The sequence below is a fragment of the Salibaculum halophilum genome (assembly GCF_002094885.1).
GTDB classification, from domain to species: Bacteria; Pseudomonadota; Alphaproteobacteria; order Rhodobacterales; family Rhodobacteraceae; genus Salibaculum; species Salibaculum halophilum.
On record NZ_MSIT01000033.1, the window covers coordinates 1 to 21295 of the forward strand.

At 66.7% G+C, this 21295-nt stretch carries 24 protein-coding genes and 1 tRNA gene; 11 read left to right on the plus strand and 14 right to left on the minus strand.

Going from position 1 to position 21295, the window contains the following annotated elements; genetic code table 11:
- Positions 1 to 628 precede the first annotated feature (628 nt).
- Together BU124_RS13295 and BU124_RS13300 are read right to left on the minus strand one after the other, a co-directional pair.
- Positions 629 to 705: transfer RNA gene (locus BU124_RS13295), tRNA-Arg, on the minus strand.
- Between the two features lie 109 nt (positions 706 to 814).
- Complete coding sequence (locus tag BU124_RS13300) at positions 815 to 1126, minus strand: ETC complex I subunit (RefSeq protein WP_084864064.1); 312 nt, start codon at positions 1124 to 1126, stop codon at positions 815 to 817.
- 176 nt (positions 1127 to 1302) lie between these two features.
- Between BU124_RS13300 and BU124_RS13305 the strand changes: the two genes are divergently transcribed.
- The 4 genes from BU124_RS13305 to uvrB all read left to right on the plus strand — a co-directional run bounded on the left by BU124_RS13305 (position 1303) and on the right by uvrB (position 6107).
- Complete coding sequence (locus BU124_RS13305) at positions 1303 to 2715, plus strand: cytochrome ubiquinol oxidase subunit I (protein ID WP_084864065.1); 1413 nt, start codon at positions 1303 to 1305, stop codon at positions 2713 to 2715.
- Between the two features lie 14 nt (positions 2716 to 2729).
- The gene (gene cydB / locus BU124_RS13310) at positions 2730 to 3731 is read left to right on the plus strand and encodes a cytochrome d ubiquinol oxidase subunit II (RefSeq protein ID WP_084864066.1); all 1002 of its coding nucleotides are present in this window, start codon (positions 2730 to 2732) and stop codon (positions 3729 to 3731) included.
- Positions 3731 to 3838, plus strand: a complete 108-nt coding sequence (locus tag BU124_RS14655) for a DUF2474 family protein (protein ID WP_143530003.1) — start codon at positions 3731 to 3733, stop codon at positions 3836 to 3838. The genes cydB and BU124_RS14655 overlap by 1 nt, the downstream gene beginning before the upstream one ends.
- A gap of 61 nt (positions 3839 to 3899) precedes the next feature.
- Entirely contained in the window at positions 3900 to 6107 is a 2208-nt protein-coding gene (uvrB, locus tag BU124_RS13315) for an excinuclease ABC subunit UvrB (protein WP_084864067.1), read from the plus strand.
- A gap of 73 nt (positions 6108 to 6180) precedes the next feature.
- On the opposite strand, the gene pheS is transcribed toward uvrB, so the two are convergent.
- The 4 genes from pheS to BU124_RS13335 form a co-directional block, all read right to left on the minus strand.
- Positions 6181 to 7245: a phenylalanine--tRNA ligase subunit alpha gene (pheS, locus tag BU124_RS13320; RefSeq protein ID WP_084864084.1), complete on the minus strand. Its 1065-nt coding sequence runs from the start codon at positions 7243 to 7245 to the stop codon at positions 6181 to 6183.
- A gap of 72 nt (positions 7246 to 7317) precedes the next feature.
- On the minus strand, positions 7318 to 7470 hold the full coding sequence (locus BU124_RS14875) for a hypothetical protein (RefSeq protein WP_179141931.1): 153 nt from the start codon (positions 7468 to 7470) through the stop codon (positions 7318 to 7320).
- 352 nt (positions 7471 to 7822) lie between these two features.
- Positions 7823 to 8410: a hypothetical protein gene (locus BU124_RS13330; protein ID WP_084864069.1), complete on the minus strand. Its 588-nt coding sequence runs from the start codon at positions 8408 to 8410 to the stop codon at positions 7823 to 7825.
- Positions 8353 to 8853 (minus strand): hypothetical protein, encoded by a 501-nt coding sequence (locus BU124_RS13335; RefSeq protein ID WP_084864070.1) that lies wholly within the window; start codon positions 8851 to 8853, stop codon positions 8353 to 8355. The genes BU124_RS13330 and BU124_RS13335 overlap by 58 nt, the downstream gene beginning before the upstream one ends.
- Positions 8854 to 9043: 190 nt before the next feature.
- Here BU124_RS13335 and BU124_RS13340 point away from each other — a divergent pair, with 190 nt between their 5' ends.
- Positions 9044 to 9925 carry a helix-turn-helix transcriptional regulator gene (locus BU124_RS13340; RefSeq protein ID WP_084864071.1) on the plus strand — a complete coding sequence of 294 codons (882 nt, stop codon included), beginning with the start codon at positions 9044 to 9046 and terminating at the stop codon, positions 9923 to 9925.
- Between the two features lie 141 nt (positions 9926 to 10066).
- On the opposite strand, the gene rplT is transcribed toward BU124_RS13340, so the two are convergent.
- From rplT to pyk, 4 genes are all read right to left on the minus strand, one after another.
- On the minus strand, positions 10067 to 10426 hold the full coding sequence (gene rplT / locus BU124_RS13345; protein ID WP_084864072.1) for a 50S ribosomal protein L20: 360 nt from the start codon (positions 10424 to 10426) through the stop codon (positions 10067 to 10069).
- A 12-nt stretch (positions 10427 to 10438) separates the two neighbouring features.
- The gene (gene rpmI, locus BU124_RS13350; RefSeq protein ID WP_084864073.1) at positions 10439 to 10639 is read right to left on the minus strand and encodes a 50S ribosomal protein L35; all 201 of its coding nucleotides are present in this window, start codon (positions 10637 to 10639) and stop codon (positions 10439 to 10441) included.
- 108 nt (positions 10640 to 10747) lie between these two features.
- Entirely contained in the window at positions 10748 to 10972 is a 225-nt protein-coding gene (locus BU124_RS13355; RefSeq protein ID WP_084864074.1) for a hypothetical protein, read from the minus strand.
- Positions 10973 to 11008: 36 nt separating this feature from the next.
- Entirely contained in the window at positions 11009 to 12460 is a 1452-nt protein-coding gene (pyk, locus tag BU124_RS13360; protein WP_084864075.1) for a pyruvate kinase, read from the minus strand.
- A gap of 173 nt (positions 12461 to 12633) precedes the next feature.
- Here pyk and BU124_RS13365 point away from each other — a divergent pair, with 173 nt between their 5' ends.
- Both BU124_RS13365 and BU124_RS13370 read left to right on the plus strand, forming a co-directional pair.
- Positions 12634 to 13392 carry an N-formylglutamate amidohydrolase gene (locus BU124_RS13365; protein WP_084864076.1) on the plus strand — a complete coding sequence of 253 codons (759 nt, stop codon included), beginning with the start codon at positions 12634 to 12636 and terminating at the stop codon, positions 13390 to 13392.
- 5 nt (positions 13393 to 13397) lie between these two features.
- Positions 13398 to 13706: a DUF1244 domain-containing protein gene (locus BU124_RS13370; protein ID WP_084864085.1), complete on the plus strand. Its 309-nt coding sequence runs from the start codon at positions 13398 to 13400 to the stop codon at positions 13704 to 13706.
- 287 nt (positions 13707 to 13993) lie between these two features.
- On the opposite strand, the gene BU124_RS13375 is transcribed toward BU124_RS13370, so the two are convergent.
- The 3 genes from BU124_RS13375 to dgcN all read right to left on the minus strand — a co-directional run bounded on the left by BU124_RS13375 (position 13994) and on the right by dgcN (position 16966).
- Positions 13994 to 14857, minus strand: coding sequence for a D-amino-acid transaminase (locus BU124_RS13375; RefSeq protein ID WP_084864077.1), 864 nt, complete (start codon positions 14855 to 14857; stop codon positions 13994 to 13996).
- An 82-nt stretch (positions 14858 to 14939) separates the two neighbouring features.
- Positions 14940 to 15905 carry an N-acetyl-D-Glu racemase DgcA gene (gene dgcA, locus BU124_RS13380; RefSeq protein ID WP_084864078.1) on the minus strand — a complete coding sequence of 322 codons (966 nt, stop codon included), beginning with the start codon at positions 15903 to 15905 and terminating at the stop codon, positions 14940 to 14942.
- A gap of 59 nt (positions 15906 to 15964) precedes the next feature.
- Positions 15965 to 16966 carry an N-acetyltransferase DgcN gene (gene dgcN, locus BU124_RS13385; RefSeq protein WP_084864079.1) on the minus strand — a complete coding sequence of 334 codons (1002 nt, stop codon included), beginning with the start codon at positions 16964 to 16966 and terminating at the stop codon, positions 15965 to 15967.
- 259 nt (positions 16967 to 17225) lie between these two features.
- On the opposite strand from dgcN, the gene BU124_RS13390 reads away from it, so the two are divergent.
- From BU124_RS13390 to BU124_RS13400, 3 genes are all read left to right on the plus strand, one after another.
- Positions 17226 to 18182, plus strand: coding sequence for an L-malyl-CoA/beta-methylmalyl-CoA lyase (locus BU124_RS13390; protein ID WP_084864080.1), 957 nt, complete (start codon positions 17226 to 17228; stop codon positions 18180 to 18182).
- 141 nt (positions 18183 to 18323) lie between these two features.
- The gene (locus tag BU124_RS13395) at positions 18324 to 19286 is read left to right on the plus strand and encodes an acetyl-CoA carboxylase carboxyltransferase subunit alpha (protein ID WP_084864081.1); all 963 of its coding nucleotides are present in this window, start codon (positions 18324 to 18326) and stop codon (positions 19284 to 19286) included.
- Complete coding sequence (locus BU124_RS13400) at positions 19283 to 19783, plus strand: hypothetical protein (RefSeq protein ID WP_245831702.1); 501 nt, start codon at positions 19283 to 19285, stop codon at positions 19781 to 19783. Before BU124_RS13395 ends, BU124_RS13400 begins: the two co-directional genes overlap by 4 nt.
- Here BU124_RS13400 and BU124_RS13405 read toward each other — a convergent pair.
- On the minus strand, positions 19780 to 20370 hold the full coding sequence (locus BU124_RS13405; protein ID WP_084864082.1) for a TetR/AcrR family transcriptional regulator: 591 nt from the start codon (positions 20368 to 20370) through the stop codon (positions 19780 to 19782). The genes BU124_RS13400 and BU124_RS13405 overlap by 4 nt on opposite strands.
- 74 nt (positions 20371 to 20444) lie before the next feature.
- On the opposite strand from BU124_RS13405, the gene BU124_RS13410 reads away from it, so the two are divergent.
- Positions 20445 to 20909 (plus strand): MAPEG family protein, encoded by a 465-nt coding sequence (locus BU124_RS13410; RefSeq protein ID WP_084864083.1) that lies wholly within the window; start codon positions 20445 to 20447, stop codon positions 20907 to 20909.
- Positions 20910 to 21295 lie beyond the last annotated feature (386 nt).

The following is a 21295-nucleotide window of genomic DNA, read 5'->3' on the forward strand; positions in this document are numbered from 1 at the left end:
CCTGGCGCTCGCCGGACTCGGGAACATCGTCATCTTTCAAAAAACCGGTGACACGGCCGATTTTAGACAACGCAGGAATATCGTTTGAACCTGTCAGCTATCATAGTGCCGTGAGAGGTGGACATTGTTCTTGGACTGGGCGGCCTTTCACCGTCTTTAACAATTGCTTTCGGCGACTGACCGCTCCTGGAAGCCGATTGCAGCCTCAGGTGGTAAGGTCGAATGCCAGGTATGGGCCGTTCGTTTCTTCGATGAGCCCCAATTACAGTTTACTTGGCCGGGTCCCTACGTCGGTCTTCCCGTCGTGCATATCCCGGCCTTCGTGGCTTTGCGCCTGAATCGATGAGAGCGGTCCTCTTAGGGGACACACCATCACGAGCCGACTCGCTGTATGTTAGGAGCCCATGAGGACAGAGTGCTTTGGCTTGAAAGGCTCCTGGCGGCGTTCAGACCTTCGGCTTCCAGAAAACTCCCAGCGTTTTTCCTCTTAGACGAGCCACATCTGAAAAATAATCAGCGGTTTGAAGTAATTCTACACAGTCTGATAGAATAACAGGTGATTGAATGCGCACCGAAAACGGCCCTTCTGCGCAGCAATATACCCCATCGACAACACGAATGGATTAAATGGCGATCCCGGGAGGACTCGAACCCCCAACCTGCTGATTAGAAGTCAGCTGCTCTATCCGGTTGAGCTACGGGACCGCTGGGTATCTGATGCCGGGTTTCGTTGCGCGGCTCAAGGCAAACGTCGCGCAGGCGGGTGTGGCGGCAGCGGTGCGGACCGGGCACTACCCTTCAGACAGATCGGCATTCAGTGCGTCCAGGCGCCACGGCGGTCGGAGGCGAAGTTCTCGCCATAGCCGCGCGGGCGGATGTTGGCGGCGCGTTTCTTGGGCTCGCGCACGATGGCGTCAATGCCATGGGCCTCGGCATAGGCGAGGGCCGCGTCCTTGGTGTCGAAGGTCAGGCGCACCTGGCTCTGGGTGTCGTCGCTGCTGGTCCAGCCCATCAGCGGATCAACCTCGCGCCGGGACGCGGGCGCGTATTCCAGCACCCAGTGCTGGCTGCGGGCGTTGCCCGACTGCGTTGCGGTGCGTGCGGGCTGATAGATGCGTGCGCGCATGGGATATCCTCGATCAAAGCTCACCTTTTTATCGCCTATCGCGAAGCACGCGACAAGGGCAATGACCGGGCCGCGACCATCGCGGCACGTGGCCGCAGGAGGCGCCACCGGCCTTGCGCAGGGGCGGATATATTGTAAATCCCACATGTGTAATCCCGGTTTTCGAGGAGGTCTCGATGTTCGACGCCCTTACCGCCGAGACGCTGGCGCGCATGCAGTTCGCGTTCACCGTCTCTTTCCATATCATCTTTCCGGCCTTCTCGATCGGCCTGGCCAGCTACCTCGCGGTGCTCAACGCGCAGTGGCTGCGCACGCGGGACCGCACCTACCTGCAGCTGTTCGACTACTGGAAGAAGATCTTCGCCGTCGCCTTCGGCATGGGCGTCGTTTCGGGCATTGTAATGTCCTACCAGTTCGGGACCAACTGGTCGGTCTTTTCCGACCGGGCCGGGCCGGTGATCGGGCCGCTGATGGCCTACGAGGTGCTGTCGGCCTTCTTCCTCGAGGCCGGGTTCCTCGGGATCATGCTGTTCGGCCGCGACAAGGTCGGCGAGAAGCTGCACATGTTCGCCACGGCCATGGTCGCCTTCGGCACGCTGCTTTCGGCAACGTGGATTCTGTCCGTGAACAGCTGGATGCAGACCCCGGCGGGCTATTCCATCAACGAGGCCGGGCAGTTCGTGCCCGAAAACTGGTGGGAGATCGTCTTCAACCCCTCGTTCCCCTATCGCCTGCTGCACATGGTGCTGGCCGCCTACCTTACGACGGCGCTGGTCGTCGCCGGGGCCGCGGGCTGGCAGATGCTGCGCGGCCGGGCCACCACCGCCAGCCGCACGATGTTCTCGATGGCGATGTGGATGATCGTCGTGGTGGCGCCGCTGCAGATCGTCGCGGGCGACATGCACGGGCTGAACACGCTGGAACACCAGCCCGCCAAGGTCATGGCGATGGAGGGGCACTACGAGTCGCACCCCGAGGGCGCGCCGCTGATCCTGTTCGGCATCCCCGACCCGGAAAACAAGGAGATCGACTACGCGCTCGAGATCCCCAAGCTGTCGTCCTTCATCCTCAAGCACCACTGGGACGCGCCCATGGCCGGGCTGGACACCATCCCCGATGACGAGGAACCGCCCGTGGGCATCGTCTTCTGGTCCTTCCGCGTCATGGTCGCGCTCGGCTTTGCCATGCTGGGCCTGGGCGCCTGGAGCCTGTGGCGGCGCTGGCGCGGCGGGCTGTATGACAGCCCTTGGCTGCAACGCGCGGCCGTTGCGATGGGGCCGGCCGGGTTCATCTCCGTGCTGGCCGGGTGGGTGACCACAGAGGTCGGCCGCCAGCCCTTCACCGTCTACGGGCTGATGCGCACCTCCGACTCCCTCGCCCCCGTCGAGGCGCCCGCGGTGGCAACCTCGCTGCTGGTCTTCATCGTGGTCTATTTCTTCATCTTCGGCGCAGGCACCTTCTACATCCTGCGCCTGATGGCAAAGGCCCCCGGTGACAAGGGCCCGGACGCGACCGCCGAAGGCCCCCTGCGCAGCAGCGGCATCACGCCGGCCGCGCAGGTCGACCCCAACGCCGTGCCCGGCGAATGAAAGGAGACTGAGCCATGTTCGATCTTGCGACAATCTGGGCCGGCATCATCGCCTTTGCGGTGCTGACCTACGTCATCCTCGACGGGTTCGACCTGGGCGTCGGCATCCTGTTCCCCTTCGCCCGCGACGAGTCCGAGCGCGACGTCATGATGAATTCCGTCGCGCCGGTCTGGGACGGCAACGAGACCTGGCTGGTCATGGGCGGCGGCGGGCTGTTCGCGGTCTTCCCGCTGGCCTATGCGGTGGTCATGCCCGCGCTCTACATGCCGATCATCCTGATGCTGCTGGCGCTGGTCTTTCGCGGCGTTGCCTTCGAGTACCGCTGGCGGACCACGCGGTGGCGCGGCGTCTGGGACGCGGCCTTCATCGGCGGATCGACGGTGGCGGCCTTCACGCAGGGGATCGCGCTGGGCGCGCTGGTGCAGGGCATCGAGGTGGCCGATCGCGCCTATGCCGGCGGCTGGTGGGACTGGCTGACGCCCTTCTCGCTGCTCACCGGTGTGGCGCTCGTGGTCGGCTATGCCCTGCTGGGGGCGACTTGGCTGATCATGAAGACCGAGGGCGGCCTGCAGGCGGTAATGCGGCGCCGGGCCGGGCCGCTCGCGCTGGGCACGCTCGGCCTGATCGGGATCGTCAGCCTGCTGACGCCGTTTCAGGACCCGGTCTATTTCGAGCGCTGGTTCAGCTTTCCCGCGGCATTCTACTCGGCGCTGGTGCCGGTGATGCTCTTCGTCGCCGCGATGTACCTGTTCCGCGGCCTGGCCACGGACAGCGATCACGCGCCCTTCCTGGCCAGCCTCGCGCTCTTCGTGATCAGCTTCGTCGGCATCGGCATCAGCTTCTACCCGATGATGGTGCCGCCCGCGCTGACCATCCAGCAGGCCGCGGCCCCGGACAGCAGCCTGGCCTTCGCGCTGGTGGGCACGGTGATCCTGGTGCCGATGATCCTGGGCTACACGGCCTATGCATACTGGGTGTTCCGCGGCAAGGTCGACCCGGACGCGGGGTATCACTGATGCGCCGCACGACGCTGAAACGCCTCGCCTGGTTCGCCGCGCTCTGGCTGGCGTCGGTCTCGGTCCTGGCCGTGGTGGCCTACGGGATCCGGCTGATGATCACCTGAGCGGGTTGAACCCGGCGCGAAACGGATCAAGTCTGTCAGAGTACGCGAGGAGAGCCGCCCAATGCCTTACGCCCTGACAGACCGGTCCGACCCCGAGACCTACCTCGCCAACCCGGCCGAGGACGTGCGCCAGCGGGACAAGCTGGAGGGCGGCAAGACCTTCGTCATGCAGACGGAGTTCAGCGCCGCCGGGGACCAGCCCACCGCCATCGCGGAACTGTCGCAGGGCGTGACCGAGGGCGAGCGCGACCAGGTCCTGCTGGGGGCCACGGGCACCGGCAAGACCTTCACCATGGGCCGGGTGATCGAGGAAACCCAGCGCCCGGCCATCATCCTGGCCCCGAACAAGACGCTGGCCGCGCAACTTTACGGCGAGTTCCGCAACTTCTTTCCCGACAACGCGGTGGAGTACTTCGTCAGCTACTACGACTACTACCAGCCCGAGGCCTATGTCCCGCGGTCGGACACCTACATCGAGAAGGAATCGCAGATCAACGAACAGATCGACCGGATGCGCCACTCGGCCACCCGGGCGCTGCTGGAACGCGACGACGTGATTATCGTCGCCTCGGTGTCCTGCATCTACGGCATCGGCTCGGTCGAAACCTACGGCGCCATGACGCAGGACCTGCACGTCGGCGGCGAATACGATCAGCGCCAGGTCATGGCCGACCTGATCGCCCAGCAGTACAAGCGCAACGACCAGGCCTTCCAGCGCGGCACCTTCCGGGTGCGCGGCGATTCGCTGGAAATCTTTCCCGCCCACCTGGAGGACCGCGCCTGGCGGCTGTCCTTCTTCGGCGAGGAACTGGAGGCGATCACCGAATTCGATCCACTGACCGGCGACAAGACCGGCACCTTCGACAAGATCCGCGTCTACGCCAATTCGCACTACGTCACGCCCAAGCCGACGCTGCAGCAGGCCGTCATCAATATCAAGAAAGAGCTGCGCCAACGGCTCGACCAGCTGGTGGGCGAGGGCAAGCTGCTCGAGGCGCAGCGGCTGGAACAGCGCACCAACTTCGACCTCGAGATGCTGGAAGCCACCGGCGTCTGCAACGGGATCGAGAATTACTCGCGCTATCTGACGGGCCGTGCGCCGGGCGAGCCGCCCCCGACCCTGTTCGAGTTCATCCCCGACAACGCCATCGTCTTCGCCGATGAATCCCACGTCTCGGTCCCCCAGATCGGCGGCATGTTCAAGGGCGACTACCGGCGAAAGTTCACGCTGGCCGAACACGGCTTCCGCCTGCCGTCCTGCATGGACAACCGCCCCCTAAAGTTCGAGGAATGGGACGCCATGCGCCCGCAGTCGGTCTTCGTCTCGGCCACGCCGGCGAAATGGGAGCTGGAGCAATCCGGCGGCGTCTTCACCGAACAGGTGATCCGCCCCACCGGCCTGCTGGACCCCGAGGTCGAGATCCGCCCCGTGGAAACCCAGGTCGACGACCTGCTTGACGAGATCCGTCGTGTCGCCGCCGATGGCTACCGCGTGCTGGCCACGACACTGACCAAGCGCATGGCCGAAGACCTGACCGAATACCTTCACGAACAGGGCATCAAGGTCCGCTACATGCATTCCGACATCGACACGGTCGAACGCATCGAGATCCTGCGCGACCTGCGGCTGGGGGCCTTTGACGTGCTGGTGGGCATCAACCTGCTGCGCGAGGGTCTGGACATCCCCGAATGCGGGCTGGTGGCCATCCTCGACGCCGACAAGGAGGGCTTCCTGCGCTCGGAAACCTCGCTGATCCAGACCATCGGCCGCGCGGCGCGCAACGCCGAAGGCCGGGTCATCATGTATGCCGACCAGGTGACCGGCAGCATGGAGCGCGCCATCGGCGAAACCAACCGCCGCCGCGAGAAACAGCTGGCCTACAACGCCGAGCGCGGCATCACCCCCGAGACGATCCGCAAGAACGTCGAGGACATCATGCAGGGCCTCTACAAGGGCGACGTGGACATGAACCGCGTGACGGCCAAGGTCGACAAGCCCATGCACGGGGCCAACCTCGAGGCCCACCTCGACGGGCTGCGCGAGCAGATGCGCAAGGCCGCCGAGAACCTGGACTTCGAGGAGGCCGCCCGCCTGCGCGACGAGGTCAAGCGCCTGGAAACCGTGGACCTCATGGTCTCGGACGACCCGCTGGCCCGGCAACAGGCGGTCGCGGACGCCGTGGACGAGGCCGCCAAGTCCGAGGGCCGCTCAACCGCCGGCCGTCCGGGGCAACGCGGCGGAAATGCGGGGCGCAAGCGGAAGACCTGAGACGGGCCGGTCCGCGCCAACGCCAGGGGGGGAACGGCCCGGAGTTGCTCGGTGACTGCGCCTGCCCCGTCCCTCAGGCGCCCCCGTGCAGCGTCGGCACCTGCAGCGCGCTGAACCCGTAGTGGCGCAGCCAGCGCAGGTCGCTCTCGAAAAACGCGCGCAGGTCCGGAATCCCGTATTTCAGCATCGCCAGCCGGTCGATCCCGATGCCGAAGGCAAAGCCCTGCCAGTCGTCCGGGTCGATGCCGCCAGCCCGAAGCACCGACGGGTGAACCATGCCCGAGCCCAGAACCTCGAGCCAGTCGTCGCCCTCGCCCACGGTCACGGTACCGCCCGCGAAGGAGCACTGGATGTCCACCTCCGCGCTCGGCTCTGTGAAGGGGAAATGCGAGGCGCGGAACCGGGTCTCGACATGGGTGCCGAAAAAGGCACTGAAGAACTCCTCGAGCACCCATTTCAGGTTCGCCATCGAGATATCGCGGTCGATCGCCAGCCCCTCGACCTGGTGGAACATCGGCGTGTGCGTCTGGTCGTAGTCGGCGCGATAGACCCGGCCCGGGCAGATGATGCGCAGCGGTGCGCCCTGCGCCTCCATGCTGCGGATCTGCACCGGGCTGGTGTGGGTGCGCAGCACATGCGGCGGCCGGTCGTCGCCCGCGGCCCGGTGGGTGTAGAAGGTGTCCATCTCGGCCCGCGCGGGGTGATGGCCGGGGATGTTCAGCGCGTCGAAGTTGTACCAGTCACTCTCGATCTGCGGGCCCTCGGCCACGGCAAAGCCCATGTCGGCGAAGATCGCCGTGCATTCCTCCCAGACCTGGCTGACCGGGTGGATGCTGCCCATCTTGCGGTCGCGCGCCGGCAGGGTCACGTCCAGCCACTCGGCCTTCAGGCGCTCTTCCAGCGCCGCATCCTCGAGCGCGGCCTTCTTCGCGGCCAGGGCGGCGTTGATCTCGTCCTTGAGCGCATTGAGCCGCGGCCCCTCGACCTGCCGTTCCTCGGGCGTCATCTTCCCCAACTCGCGCATCTTCAGGCTGATCTCGCCCTTCTTGCCGACGGCCTGCACGCGCAGATCTTCCAGCGCGGCCTCGTCGCCCGCCGCGGCAATGGCGGTAAGGTACTTGTCGCGCAGATCGTCCATCATCTTGCCCCTTGTCGCATTGGCAAGACTGCTAGCCAGAGGGGGCGCGGAATGCAAGCGGCGAGGGCCGGGTCAGTCAGGCGAGGAAAGCGACCACAACACGTCCGGAGCAAAGGCCCCCGCCGCCAATGCTGCTGCGAGCTCTGTTTCGGGGTGAATCGCAATCGGCGGGCAGGTGCCGTCTTCCTCGAACCCGGCGCAATCGCAGCCCGGCAGCAGCAACATGGCCGCGGCGGCGGCAAGCAGGGCGAGGCGGCGCGTACGCCGGAGCCGGGGGTCTATCTGGGGCATGGCCGGTACGTCCTATCGATGAAGGCAGGATCAGGGGGATGAGACGCCCCACATCGGCAAGTCCGGCAGGGGTGAGCCTAACGGTGGGCCCAACAAGACGGGTGTGACGGGCGATGCATCAGGCGGCGGATCGAAGGCGTCATCGGGAGGCGGCGGATCGTCAGGCGGTTCACAATAGCCGAGCCACTCGCCGACGTCCCCGCACGTCGCGCAGCCCGACCGCAGCAGGGCCGCCGCAAGGGCCAGGCCGGCCGGACCGATAAGGCGGGCGGGGCGCGACCCGCGTTCAGAATTCGAAGCCATAACCGATCATCCCCATGACAGCGCTGCCGGAAAAGGCAGGGTCGTTTGCATTCACATCCTGGTAGGTCAGCCCTGCGCGGATCGTGCCGCTCTCAGTGACACGATAGACAAGCTGGCCGCTGAAGGAGGTGATGGTCTGCCCGGTGCGGCCCGCCGCGACGAAATCGGTGAAGCCCATGCCGGTATCGCGGTCGGTATAGCGGATATCGAGCGCGCCATATAGATTGCGCGCCAGCGGCCCGCCGATCCCGGCGCTGAGCCTGATGGCGTCGTAGGACCAGTCGGAGCCCTCGGCATCGTTGTGCTCAATGGCGAGGCCCGCGCGCAGGGTCCGGCCGCCCGGCTCGACCACGTAGACAAGGCCGAGCCCCGCCTCGGTATAGGTGGCGTCCCGGTCGCGGGTGGGTTGCGGGAAGACCACGCTGAAATCGTTCTTCTGATGGATCAGGTGGCCATCGACGCGGAGCTGCTCGGTGGCCTGGTAGCGCGCGTCGAGACGGAACTGGTGACTGGTCAGGCCGAGCGCCTCGACCTTGGCATCCGATTCTTGGCGCAGGGTGTAGCTTGGCACAGCTCAAGCTGCCCGCCCGGACCGCCCGGCACGTAACGGGCATAGACGGAGGCAGAGTAAACGGCGTTGGAATAGTCGCTCGGGTCGTCGACGAAAGCGGGCATGCCGCCGGGCTGTTCCCCGAAATAGCGGGTGGCGCCTGCGCCTGCCAGGACGCCGAAGCTCAGATCGCTGTCGGAGGGCCATTCGTAGGCGGCGCTGACACTGAGATTGACGAAGGAGGCCGACTCGTCGCCACCGGCCGGGAAGAACAGCGGCTGGTCGGCCACGAAGAGCAGGTTGTCATTGTATCCGTAGCTCAGCACTGCCTGCCCCACGATCTGCCCCTGCGCGATCGCATCGGGCGGCGCGGCGCTTTGCACCGTTTCGTTTGACCACGCCGCCCCGGCGCAAAAAAGCGTCAGGCCGATGGCCGACACCGGAAACCTGCCGTATCCCGCCATTCTGTCCCCCGCCCGGGCAATGGCCCGCTGGAATCGCGTTCCGCATAATTCGCGGTCGAAGGTACCGCGCCGCAACACGACGGCCTATGGGCCGAAAGTTGGGGAAAACCGCGATGCCCCCCTGTGACATTGCCTTTTCGGGCCGCCTGCGCTTCCCTTTCGGGAGTTGTCTTCGGGGGCAGGGGTCGGGATGGATGAGACGCTTCGAAATGTGAGGGACGTCTATCGACTGCTGGATGCCTGCCTGTGCCATGGCGGCGTTCCGTCAGGCTGGCGGCTGACCCTGTCGGAGGGCCTGCGCGACCTCTTCGGTGGCATCAATGCGCATTGCGGCGAATACCGCCATATCCTTTGTCCCGACCGCGCGACGGTCCTGGATTTCGTCGCAACCGACTGGCCGGCACCGGAACAGGGGCGCCTGTTTGCGCGCTATCAGGTCTCCGGCAAACACAGGGATGATCCCCTTTTCAAGGCGATCCGGGCACGCGGCAGACGGTTCATCGTAACCTCGGTCGCCGATCTGATGCCACCGGAGGCGTATTTCCTCGGCGCATTCTACCGCGAGAATCTGGCCGAGGCCGGGATCGGGGATTTCCTGATCGCCAAGGCGCCCGTCCAGGGGACCGACAGCGATGGCCGCTCGATCATGCATGTCTGTGTCCGAGGGCGCGACATGCCCTTTTTCGCCGCGGCGGATCGGCGGCTGATGCAGATACTGACTGTGGAGCTTGTCCGGCTGGTCGGCACCAGGCTGGCGGACACCACCAGCCCGGTTCACGGGCTGACCGCGCGCCAGAGAGAGACGCTGGCCCATCTGCTGCGCGGGGCCAGCCTGACCGAGGCGGCCGCGGCTATGGGGTTAAGCGTCGGCACGTTCAAGAAATATGCCGCTGACCTCTATGCGCTGTTCGGCACAAGGGGCCGCGCCGAACTGCAGGCCCGTTTCGGCGGAACCGAGGGGCTACGCCTGCCGGGTGCCGAGATCTCGCCCATCCGCAACCGCATCCGCCGCATCCGCCCGCCGATGGCGCAGCCTTGGGCCTCGCCCGACCATCTGTTGCGTCTCGGTTGAGGGGGTCGGGCATCTTCGCCCACGGGCGGTCGCAGGCGACGCCGTTTGCAACCCTGGGGTGGCGCCCCGGCGGGGGCGGCACGCAAAAGGCCTGCCAGCAAGATTCTGGCAGGCCCTTGAAGGGGGTCGCAGTGGGTGGCGTTACGCCAGTGCGGCTTTCGCCTTTTCCACGATGGCGCCGAAGGCCTCGGGCTCGTGCACCGCCAGGTCGGCCAGGACCTTGCGGTCAACCTCGATACCGGCCTTTGTCAGCCCGTTGATGAAGCGCGAATAGGTCAGGGTCTCGTCTTGGGCCCGGACGGCCGCGTTGATCCGCTGGATCCACAGGGCGCGAAAATTGCGCTTGCGATTGTGCCGATCGCGGGTGGCATACTGATTGGACTTGTCCACGGCCTGCGTCGCCACCTTGAAGGTGCTCTTGCGCCGGCCGTAATAGCCCTTGGCCTGGTCCGTGATCTTCTTGTGACGACGATGGGTGACGGTTCCGCCTTTGACTCGCATCTCCGGGCCTCCTCAGCGCGCGTAGGGCATCATGGGCTTGACGATCTTCTCGTCAGCCTTGGTCAGGGTCGTGGTGCCACGCGCATCACGGATGAACTTGTTGGTGCGCTTGATCATGCCGTGGCGCTTGCCGGCCTGACCGGCCTTGACGCGGCCGCTGGCCGTCACCTTGAACCGCTTCTTGCAGCTCGACTTCGTCTTCATCTTGGGCATTTCCGTCTCCTTGAACGTATCGGTGACACGCGACTCGGCATGCCGCTCCGGGCCGGCCGCGTGATGGAGCGAGCCGTATAGGCCCCCGTGGCCCGTTTGGCAAGGCCCTCAGTCGATGTAGCGGCCCACCACCTCGACAAAGACCGTGGGGATATCCCCGACCGCATAGCCGCCCGGCTGCTGGTTGACCGCGAGCGCAACCAGCCCCCCGCCCACGAGCACGGCGATGGAGGCCACCCGGGGCGCGCGACCATCGGCCAGCGCCCCCATGATCGCGGGAATGGAGAATCCCGCGACCACGAGGCCCGACACGAACATCAGGTCAGTATCCAAGAGGCGAACTCACGCACAAGATGCAGGTGCGCAATGTTACTCCGCTTCGGCGGCGAAAATCAAACGTTCCTCGCAGGGGGCGACCCGCAGGATGTTCGTGGACCCCGGCGTGTTGAAGGGCACGCCGGCGGTGACCACGACCATGTCCTCCTTGCCTGCGATTCCGGTCTTGAGCGCGGCGCGCACGGCCTCGACCACGGCCACCTTGAAACGGGTGACCTCGGTGGTGGTGCGCACGCAGTTCGTGCCCCAGGACAGGCACAGCCGCCGGGCCGTATCGGTCCGGGTCGACAGCACGATGATCGGCACCCGCGGCCGTTCCCGCGCGGTCAGAAGGCCGGTCGTGCCGCTCTCCGAATAACAGCAGATCGCGGTGATATTGGTGGTCTCGGCGATCTCGCGGGCAGCGGCGACGATCCCGTCCGCGACGCTGTCCCGGTCGGCAGTGCGGCTGGACTCGATGATCGTGGTGTAGTTCTCGTCGCTCTCGACCTCGAAGGCCACGTTGTCCATGGTCGTGACCGCCTCCACCGGGTAGGCGCCGGCGGCCGATTCCGCGCTCAGCATGATGGCATCGGTGCCCTCGTAGATCGCCGTGGCCACGTCCGAGACCTCGGCCCGCGTGGGCATGGGGCTTTCGATCATGCTTTCGAGCATCTGCGTGGCCACGATCACGGGCTTGGCCGCCTTGCGGCACTTGCGCACCAGGCGCTTCTGGATCGGCGGCACGTTCTGCACGGGCAGTTCCACGCCGAGGTCCCCGCGGGCGACCATGATCCCGTCCGAGGCCGCGAGGATGGACTTGAAGTTGTTCACCGCCGCCGGTTTCTCGATCTTCGACAGGATCGCCGCGCGGCCCTCGGACAGCGTGCGTGCCTCTTCCACGTCCGAGGCGCGCTGCACGAAGGACAGCGCCAGCCAGTCGACGCCAAGCTCGCAGACGAAGGCCAGGTCCGCGCGATCCTTGTCGGACAGCGCGGCCAGTGGCAGCACCACGTCGGGCACGTTCACGCCCTTGCGGTTGGAAACGGTGCCGCCCACAACGACCTCGCAATCGGCGAAATCACGGCCGCAGTCGCGCACGCGCAGCTTGATCTTGCCGTCGTTGACCAGCAGATGCGCGCCCGGCTCCAGCGCGTCGAAGATCTCGCGGTGGGGCAGTTGCACACGGGTGGCATCGCCCGGCGTCTCGTCCAGGTCCAGCCGGAAGTCCTGGCCTTCCTCAAGATCCGCACCCGCCGCATCGGCAAAGGTGCCGACGCGCAGCTTCGGCCCCTGCAGGTCGGCGAGGATGGCGATGGGGTTTCCCACGTCCTCTTCGACCTTGCGGATCATCGCGTGGCGTTCGCGGATCTCGTCGTGGCTGCCGTGGCTCATGTTCAGGCGGAACACGTCGGCGCCTGCCTCGTGCAGGGCGCGGATCATCTTGTAGTCGTTCGAGGCCGGCCCGAGGGTGGCGACGATCTTGACATTGCGGTGGCGTCTCATGTCTGGCCTTTCATCGGCTTCGGGCATCCCGGTGGACAGGCGGCACTGTGCAGAGCTGGCCCGACACCGCCGGAGTTATCGCTAACGGCTCGCCGCCCTTATTGCGCATTTCCCTTTCGGCCTCAACTGTCCTAAGTCGGGCGCATGACGAGGACAGCCGCCGATCGCCGCCGATGACCTATCAGCCGTTCCATCTGCACGGGGGCGCGCGCCGGTCGCGCTGGGTGGTCACCTGCGATCATGCGACGAACACCGTGCCGCCCAGTGTCGGCGGCGGCGACCTCGGCCTCGCGGCCCCCGACATGGAGCGTCATATCGCCTATGACGTGGGCGCGGCCGGGGTCACGCGCGCGCTGGCCGATCTTCTGGACGCCCCGGCGGTGCTGTCGAATTTCTCGCGTCTCGTGATCGACCCCAACCGCGGCCCGGACGATCCGACTGTCCTGATGAAGCTCTACGACGGTACGGTGATCCCCGCCAACCGCGCCGCCGACACGGCCGAGAAACAGCGCCGCATCGCGGCCTTTCACACCCCCTATCACGATGCTGTGGAGGAGATCGCGGGGCGCTATGACGACACGGTGCTCGTTGCCGTGCACAGCTTCACCCCGCGGCTGAGCGGGCGCCACCCGCGGCCCTGGCACGTCGGCATCCTGCACGAGGCCGACCGGCGGCTGTCGGACCCGCTCCTTGACTTGCTGCGCGCCGAGCCCGACCTTTGTATCGGAGATAATGAGCCCTACGCCGGGCACCTGCCGGGGGATTCGGTGGACCGCCACGCCCTGCAACCGGGCCGGCCCAACGCCTTGATCGAGTTGCGCAACGATCTGATCGTGACGCCCGAGCAGCAGGCGCATTGGGCCCAAAGACTGGCCCCGATCCTGACGCAGGCCCTGCACCTGATGGACCAGCAAGACACGAGGACCGCATGACCCGGATCGACGACCAGACCCGCCTGGAACTGGAGGCCGCCGCCTTTCGCCGCCTGCAAAAGCACCTGATGGAAGACCGCCCCGACGTGCAGAACATCGACATGATGAACCTGGCCGGGTTCTGCCGCAACTGCCTGTCGCGCTGGTACCAGGAGGCCGCCAACGCCCGCGGTATCGAGATGACCAAGGACGAGGGGCGCGAGGCCTTCTACGGCATGCCCTACGCCGACTGGAAGGCCCAGAGCCAGACCGAGGCCAGCCCCGCGCAACAGGCGGCCTTCGACAAGGCGTTCAGGGACAACGTGGGGGAGTAGAGGCCCGGAGGTTCGTTCCGGACCACGGTGCGGTCAAAGTGCCGTCATTGCCATCTGCCCGCGCGGAACAAGGCCGAAGGCCGCCGCGCGATCGCCAGACCGCCCCCCGGGCTGGCGATCTTATGACGCGTTCGCGCAGATCGACGCTCTTGCGAATTTGGTAGAGATAAAGCGCTTCGACCGATCGTCGGATCGCCACCCCGCGGTCTGGCAATCGCGCTACTCACTCTGGACGGCAGCTGGTCGTCCCTTGGGTCGGCGTTCACCCTTGCAAACGCTCTCACCTTTCACACCGCCGTCTTGCGGCTTTCCTCCACGTAGATCTCGCGCAGGCGGCGGGACACCGGCCCCGGTGTGCCGTCGCCCAGCACCGCCTCGTCGACCTGCACGACCGGCATCACGAAGGTCGAGGCCGAGGTGACGAAGGCCTCGTCCGCGGCCTTGGCCTCATCTATCGTGAAATTGCGTTCCTCGACCTTCATCTGCGCCTCGCGGGCAAAGCGCAGCACTGCCGCGCGGGTGATCCCGTGCAGGATGTCGTTGGATAGGTGCCGGGTGACGATGGTGTCACCCTTGACGATATAGGCGTTGTTGCTGGTGCCCTCGGTCACGTGGCCGTCCTCGGTCATCCAGGCGTCGTCGGCCCCGGCCTTCTTGGCCATCATCTTGCCCATGGACGGGTAGAGCAGTTGCACCGTCTTGATGTCGCGCCGGCCCCAGCGCATGTCGGGGATCGAGATGACCTTGATTCCGGTCCTCGCTGCGGGACTGTCGGCCAGCCCCGGCTTGGACTGGGTGAACAGCACCACGGTGGGTTTCACCGCCTCCGGGTCGGGAAAGACGAAATCGCGATCCGCGGCCGCGCCGCGCGTGACCTGCAGGTAGACCATGCCGTCGCCGATGTCGTTGACGCGCACCAGCTCGCGGTGGATCGCCAACAAGTCGTCGAATTCCGCCGGTTTCTGCATATCCAGCTCCGACAGTGACCGCTCCAGCCGCGCGAGGTGCCCGTCGAAGTCGATCAGCTTGCCGTCCAGCACGCTGGTCACCTCGTAGACGCCGTCGGCCATCAGGAAGGCCCGGTCGAAAATCGAGACCGTGGCCCGGTCCTCGGGCAGGTAGTCGCCATTGACGTAGACGGTGCGGGTCATCGGGGGTTCCTCCGTGCGGGGTGGCCGGGCAGACCGGATTCGGCGGTGACATAGCGCGGCCGGGGCGCGAGTGAAACAGGGCTCAGCCCCAGAGCTCGGGCGGCGCCGGGTGGACCGCGCCGGCCGCATACCTCAGCGGCGGCGCGCGGTCCTCGGCCAGCAGCAGCGGCCCGTCCAGGTCCACGATCTCGGCGCCCTGGGCCACCAGAACCGCCGGCGCCATGGCCAGCGACGAGCCCACCATGCAGCCGACCATGACCTTGTACTCCGCCTCGCGCGCGGCGGCGCGCAGGGCCAGGGCCTCGGTCATGCCGCCGGTCTTGTCCAGCTTGATGTTGACCATGTCGTACTTACCCGCCAGCCCCGGCAGGCTGTCGCGGTCATGGCAGGATTCGTCGGCGCATACGGGCACAGGCCGTGAGATCTCGCCCAGCATGGCGTCGTCCCCGGCAGGCAGGGGCTGTTCCACCATCTGCACGCCCAGCCGCAGCAGATGCGGGGCCAGATCGGCGTAGACCTCGGCCGTCCAGCCCTCGTTCGCGTCCACGATGATGCGAGCCTTCGGCGCGCCGCGGCGCACCGCCTCCAGCCGGGGCATGTCCTCGGGGGTGCCCAGCTTGATCTTCAGAAGTGGGCGGTCGGCGTGTTTCGCCGCCGCCGCCTGCATGTTCTCCGGCGTATCCAGCGACAGGGTAAAAGCGGTGACGCAGGGCTTGGGCTTCGGCAGACCGGCCAGTTGCCAGACCGGTGCGCCGGTGCGCTTGGACTGCCAGTCCCACAGCGCGCAGTCGACCGCGTTGCGTGCCGCTCCGGCGGGCAGGGCATCCTGCAGGTCGTGGCGGCTGATCGCCTCGGGCAGGCCGGCGATCTGCGCCGCGACGCTGTCGAGCGTCTCGCCGTAGCGGGCGTAGGGCACGCACTCGCCCAGCCCCTGCACGCCCTCGCGCGTGACGCGGACGGTCAGCACCTGTGCCTCGGTCCGGCTTCCCCGCGCGATGGTGAACACTTCGGCCAGCCGGAACCGGTCGCGTGTGACGCTCAAGGTCATGGCGGCCCCTCCATCTTGGCAATTAAACTCATCCACGCGCCGGTGCCATCGGCGCGCGCTCAGATCTGGTCAAGGGCGTCGACAAGCCGCGCGGCCCCCTGCCGGAACGGATCGGCCGCGGGCAGGCCCATGCGCTCCTCGACCCGCGCGAGGTAGTCCAGCGCCTCGGCCTCGGCCATGGCCGCGGTATTCACGGAAATCCCCGCCACTGTGCAGTCGGGATTGGCCACCCGCGCCAGCGGCAGGGCGGTATCGCGCAACTGCTCCAGCGTCGGCAGCGCGTGGCCCGGCAGGCCGCGCATATGCGTGCGGGTTGGTTCATGCGCCAGGATCAGTGCATCGGGCTGGCCGCCGTGCAGCAAAGCCATGGTCACACCGGAATAGGAGACATGGAACAGGCTGCCCTGCCCCTCGATATGGTCCCAGTGATCTGCGTCGATGTCGGGGGTCAGGTATTCCACCGACCCGGCCATGAAATCGGCCACCACGGCGTCGAGCGGCACGCCCCCCCCAGTGATCAGGATGCCGGTCTGGCCCGTGGCCCGGAAGCTGGATTTCAGGCCCCGCTTGCGCATCTCGGCGTCCATGGCCAGCCCGGTGTACATCTTGCCCACCGAGCAATCCGTGCCCACGGCCAGGCAGCGCTTGCCGCGGCGCTTTTCCCCGGTGGCGATCGGATAGCTGACCGAGGGCACGCGCACGTCGTGCAGCTCCCGCCCGGCGCGCCCGGCGGCGGCGGCAAGGTCGGGATCGTCGCGCAGCAGGTTGTGCAACCCGCTGGCGATGCCATAGCCCATGTCCAGCGCCTCGATCAGCACCTTTTTCCAGGCCGCGCTGATGACGCCGCCGCGGTTGGCTACGCCGATCACGAGCGTCTGCGCCCCGGCGGTGCGGGCTTCTTGCAGCGTCATGTCGGGCAGGGCCAGGTCGGCCTTGCAGCCGCGCAGGCGGAACTGGCCCACGGCGTTTTCCGGGCGCCAGTCCTTGATGCCGATGGCCACCTTGGCGGCCAGCTGGTCCGGTGCGTCGCCGAGGAAAAGAAGATAGGGGGTGGGAATCATGGTCGAACCTCCTGCCGTGCCAGCCTAGCGAAGCACGCCATGGACCCAAACCGATTCGAAATTCGCGCGGTGCGGCGCGCAAACCTGAACAATATGGGCGCAATACTCCAAAATGATGCAAGATTGTTGCAGACCCGCGCACCTGCACGGCGCCAGTGACGCAATGCTGCGCCTGCAAATTCGCGCTTGCAGCGTGATGCGCAAGAATATACCCACCAAGGCAATCACGGCGAAATATACTTACCGAAAGGAGCCGGTCATGTCCTTCCGCCTGCAGCCTGCGCCCGTCGCCCGCCCCAACCGTTGCCAGCTTTTCGGCCCCGGCTCCAACCCCAAGCTGTTCGAGAAGATGGCGACGAGCGCCGCCGACGTCATCAACCTAGACCTCGAGGATTCCGTCAGCCCGGCCGACAAGGCCGCGGCGCGCGCCAACGTGATCGCGGCCATCAATGACGTGGACTGGGCCACCAAGACCCTGTCGGTGCGCATCAACGGGCTGGATACGCCCTGGTGGTATCGCGACGTGGTGGATGTGCTGGAACAGGCCGGCGACAGGCTCGACCAGATCATGATCCCCAAGGTCGGCAACGCCGCCGACATCTATGCCGTCGATGCCCTTGTCACGGCCGTGGAGGCCGCCATGGGCCGTCGGAGGCCCATCGGCTTCGAGGTCATCATCGAATCGGCCGCCGGCATCGCCCATGTCGAGGAAATCGCCGCCGCCAGCCCACGGATGCAGGCGATGTCGCTCGGCGCGGCGGATTTCGCGGCCTCCATGGGCATGGCCACCACCGGGATCGGCGGCACGCAGGAAAACTACTACATGCTGCGCGACGGCGAAAAGCACTGGTCCGACCCCTGGCACTGGGCGCAGGCGGCCATCGTCGCCGCCTGCCGCACCCATGGCGTTCTGCCCGTGGACGGGCCGTTCGGGGATTTCTCGGATGACGACGGCTATATCGCGCAGGCGCGCCGCTCGGCCACGCTGGGCATGGTGGGCAAATGGGCCATCCACCCCAAGCAGATCGCCCTGGCCAACCAGGTCTTCACCCCGTCGGAGGACGCCGTGGCCGAGGCGCGCGAGATCCTCGCGGCCATGGAGGAGGCCAAGGCCCGCGGCGAGGGGGCGACGGTCTACAAGGGCCGTCTGGTCGATATCGCCTCGATCAAGCAGGCCGAGGTCATCGTGCGCCAGGCCGAGATGATCGCGGGCTGACGACGGCGCGAAAGGCAGGATCGGGGTGCGTTGCCCGCAAACGCGCCTGTCCGCGCGCACGCCCGGCCGCCGGACCGTAGGCCCGTTGCATCCCGCGGCCCCGCGCCCCTATATGGGCGCAGGCTCGGCAAAGGGTGATCCATGACCAACTATCTCGACTTCGAGAAGCCCCTCGCGGAAATCGAGGGCAAGGCGGCCGAACTGCGCGCCATGGCCCGGGCCAACGCGGAAATGGACATCGAAACCGAGGCGCAGGCGCTCGACAAGAAGGCGGCCGATCTGCTGAACAGCCTTTATGCCGACCTGACGCCCTGGCGCAAATGCCAGGTCGCCCGCCACCCCGAGCGGCCCCACTGCCGCGACTATATTGAGGCGCTCTTTACCGAATACACGCCGCTTGCCGGGGATCGCAACTTTGCCGACGATCACGCCGTGCTGGGCGGGCTGGCCCGGCTGGACGACCGCCCTGTCATGGTGATCGGCCATGAAAAGGGCCATGACACCCGCTCGCGCATCGCCCACAACTTCGGCATGGCCCGGCCCGAGGGGTATCGCAAGGCGATCCGCCTGATGCGCCTGGCCGACCGCTTCGGCCTGCCGGTCGTCACCCTGGTGGACACCCCCGGCGCCTATCCGGGCAAGGGCGCCGAGGAACGCGGCCAGTCCGAGGCCATCGCCCGGTCGACCGAGACATGCCTGGACCTGCGCGTGCCGCTGGTCAGCGTCATCATCGGCGAGGGCGGATCAGGCGGGGCCGTGGCGCTGGCCACCGCCAACCGGGTCGCCATGCTGGAACACGCGGTCTACTCGGTGATCTCGCCCGAAGGCTGCGCCAGCATCCTTTGGAAGGACGCCGACAAGATGCGCGAGGCCGCCGAGGCCCTGCGCCTGACCGCGCAATACCTGCGCGAGTTGGGCGTCTGCGACCGGATCATCCGCGAACCGCTGGGCGGCGCCCATCGCGCCACGGCGCAGACCATCGAAAGCGTCGGAGAGGCGATCCGGGCCATGCTGGTGGAGATGGACGACATGAGCGGCGACGACCTGCGCGCCGCGCGCCGCCGCAAGTATCTCGACCTCGGCGCCAAGGGCCTGGCGGCGTGAAGACGGCACTGGCCGCCCTGGTGCTTGTCGCCCTGGCGGCCCCGGCCGGGGCCGAGGGGCTCATGGGGCGCGACGTCACCTTCGGCACCCGCGCCTGGGAGGAGCGTGAAACGCCGATTTTCGTCGGCCGGCGCCACCCTGCCCGGGTCTCGGACGCGGTGGAATACGGGCTGGGGCCCGAGGGGGTGCAGAACGGCTGGGACGTGGTCCCCGCGATCATCGACATCCGCGCGCACAGTATCGTCATCACCTACCCCGAGATGCCCGCGGCCCGCTTTCCGGTGCTGGACTTCAACGGCTATGTCCTCGACTTTCTGACCGAGTGCGTGCTGTTCGACGGTGTTGCGCAGAACATGGACCGCTCCACCGAGCCGCTGACCGACGGCGCGCTCTTTACCGAAGCGGGTCGGCTCTTCATCGACATGAGCGGCGTGACCTTCGGCTCCGAGACCCGTGTCGTCATTGACGTCGACGTGACCCCCTGCCCGCTGGGCTAGGTCGCGCTTGCCCGTCCTGTCAGTGCCGCGACAAGCGCCTCGGTCAGCGTCTCGGCGTCGTGCTTGAGGGGGTCCTCCAGCGCCGCTGCCAGCCCCTGCATCGTCATCAGCCCCAGAAGCGCCGCGTGCAGGGCCAGCGCCTCGGCTCGGGCACCGTCCGGGTCGGCCGGGTCCAGATGCCGGGCCAGCACCCCGTAGAGCCGGTCGGTGACCGGGTGCACCTTGTCGACAAGACCCGCGCCGCCGGGCCGTCCCCGGCTGGTTTGCGGCGCAAGATACATCATCCGAAAACGGTCCAGGTCGGCCAGGTGAAACCGGGCCAGCGCCCGCAGCGCCCGGTCGATGGCCTGCGCCCGGCCGTCGGCACCCTCCAGCGCGGCGATGACCGCCTCGGCCTCGGCCTCCAGCGCCGGCAGGAACAGCGCGGCGAGCAGGTCCCGCTTGGTCGGAAACCAGTAGATCACCGCCTGCTTGGTCCGCCCCAGCCGCCGCGCCACGGCGTCAAATGTGACGGCCGAAGGCCCCTTTGACAGTACCAGGTCATGGGCGATGGCGAGGATATGGTCACGGGTCGGGCGGTCGGGCATGGGGGGGTGCTCTTGACTGCTTACCACCGGTAGGTTGTTTACTTACCCGTGGTAAGTAAACCGTGGATCGTCCCGTGCCGCTGCTGAACCTCGAGAACCCGGTCTTTGCGGCCTACGCCGTCGCCGCCGCGCTCATGGTGCTCAAGGTCATGGGGCAGGGCTGGATGACAGTGGCCCGGATGATGCGTGTCCGGGGCGGCTGGGCCAGTCCCGAGGATCTGCGCCCCGGCCCGATCAACCCCGCGCCTGACCCGTCGCAACTGGCCCCCGACGACTATGTCGACCGATCCCGCCGAATGCACCGGAACGACCTCGAGAACATTCCCGCCTTCTGGGTGGTCGGGCTGCTCTTCGTTCTGATCGATCCTCCGCGCGCCCTGGCGCAGGGGCTGTTTGCGGGCTTCGTTCTGGCCCGGATTGGCCACTTTCTGGCCTATGCGCGCGAAGCGTCACACGAGGTCCGCGCCACGTTCTACAGTATCGGATCGCTGATCGTGATCTACATGGCCGGTCATGTGCTCTGGTCCTCGGTGACCTGACGCACGAGGGCTGCGCCGACCCCGGGAAACCGCCGCGATTCGGCGCGGTCACGGCCCGGGCCCCTGCCTCGACAATTTGCCGCAGGTCACGGCGCCGGCAGTTTGGGCGCTAACAGTATGCTTTTGTATACGACTAACGCCTGCGCACCTTTCGGCGCGCGGCTCACTCTGTCCGGGAAAACAAGGAAAAATCGGAAATTGCAAAAATATTTACTCGACATGCGCCATCACGCAAAAGCAATTTACAAGAAATAGCAGCAGAACCGATACCCAAGTCCCGTCATTTACAAGATTTGTGTATGACGTCGTCAAGCCATCGTCCGCCCCGCCATGCCGGGGCGCGGCCCCGGCGAGACGTGAGGAGGACACCATGACACCAGATGAAT